The 1393-nt window shown below is 49.0% G+C and carries 1 protein-coding gene; it reads right to left on the bottom strand.

Going from position 1 to position 1393, the window contains the following annotated elements; genetic code table 11:
- Positions 1 to 178 precede the first annotated feature (178 nt).
- On the bottom strand, positions 179 to 1393 hold a 1215-nt coding region (locus ACO0KV_RS18320), incomplete at its 5' end, for a DUF2345 domain-containing protein (protein ID WP_423044587.1).

Here is a 1393-nt window from a genome sequence, read left to right on the forward strand (position 1 = left end):
TGTATCAATTCGTTGCCAATTTTGACGGCAACCTTCAGACCAGAAATGCCAGCGTTTAATGCATCCAACAAAATAATATGTACCTTACTTTGATCATTTTCTTTATTCATGTATGTGTTCTCCAACGACGTATTTTTATATTGAGGGAATCATTCTTGGTATCATTATTTTGCGGACGCTAGTGAGCACCATCCATGGGATGGTAAAGAGCGTCCCATTCGCTGAGCGTTGAGTTTCCGAACAGAACTGCGATCTTTTGCCGCAGAGACGAATACAAAGGTAAAGTCCGTCCGTGCGTATCTAGTGACCCAGCTAATGAAGTGCCGTCGGTGTATGTAGCCTGATATTCCACGTCGCTGAAGGCATGGTGGTGAAACACATAATGCGCATCGACGCGATTACTGAAGTCCTTTTTCTCCGGTTTAACTAGTGGTTCAATCGTTTGATTTTTGGGCGCAGTAAAATCGTGCGTCGCTGCATGCGTTGTCCATGCGCCACTGGTGCCAGTTGTGACGCCTGATACGTCCCACTGGGTAAAGCTTGTTGCGCCGTTGACGATGACTTCTTGTTCGCTTTCGATGCGTATGCGTTTTTTGGAACGAATCACAATCTCGCCATTTTCACTGGTGATTTGAATATCTTTAAGTGCTAACAATGCCATTGCATCGCTTTGTGCTTGGAGATCAATTCTGCCGGCTGCTGCGATGTATTTCATGCCACCCAGCTGGGTGAACAACCGGGTGCCTTGCATCGCGCTCACGATCATGCGACGGCCAGTGGCAATAGACGTGTGTTGGGTGCTCGTGAAGGCAATGTGTTGACCACTATTGATGTGCGCGTTACCACCAGCGGTGACAGCGTAGCTTTCTGGCGTGGACATCACCATATCAGCGTTAGCGAGTTCCGGAAATTCGCCCGCAGCAGCGTTGCTTGGGACATCGCTAATTGCCATTAGAACTTTACTTTGGATGTTTTGCAGGCCCTTCGTGCCCATGGCTAAGGCAATACCTTCAGCGGTGTTTGCCACACCGCCCGCCAGATCAGCGAATCTAGGCGTTGCTTTAGGTAAGTTATCCGCAAATTGGGTGGCAGTTGCAGCTGTACCAACGATGTGCTGTACCGCACCGCTGGAAGAATAAATAACGCCACCTATCTGCCGCAAGCCAGGGGAGAGCTGATTCGCTACCGAGCTAATAGCGCCATTGATGACGTTACCGCCTTCACTTGATCTGCTATCTGACGGGGATGCATCATGCCCCTGTCGCAAAAGCATATTCATCTCACTCTGTGCATCGCTACTGATATCGCTTAAGCCAATGCTAGCGGCGGCAAAGGTGGCAGTATTTTTGATGCCTGCTATTTGCGCATTTTGGAGCTGTAACGAAAGTGCAAC

This window comes from Undibacterium sp. RuRC25W, from assembly GCF_049339825.1.
Lineage (GTDB): Bacteria > Pseudomonadota > Gammaproteobacteria > Burkholderiales > Burkholderiaceae_D > Undibacterium.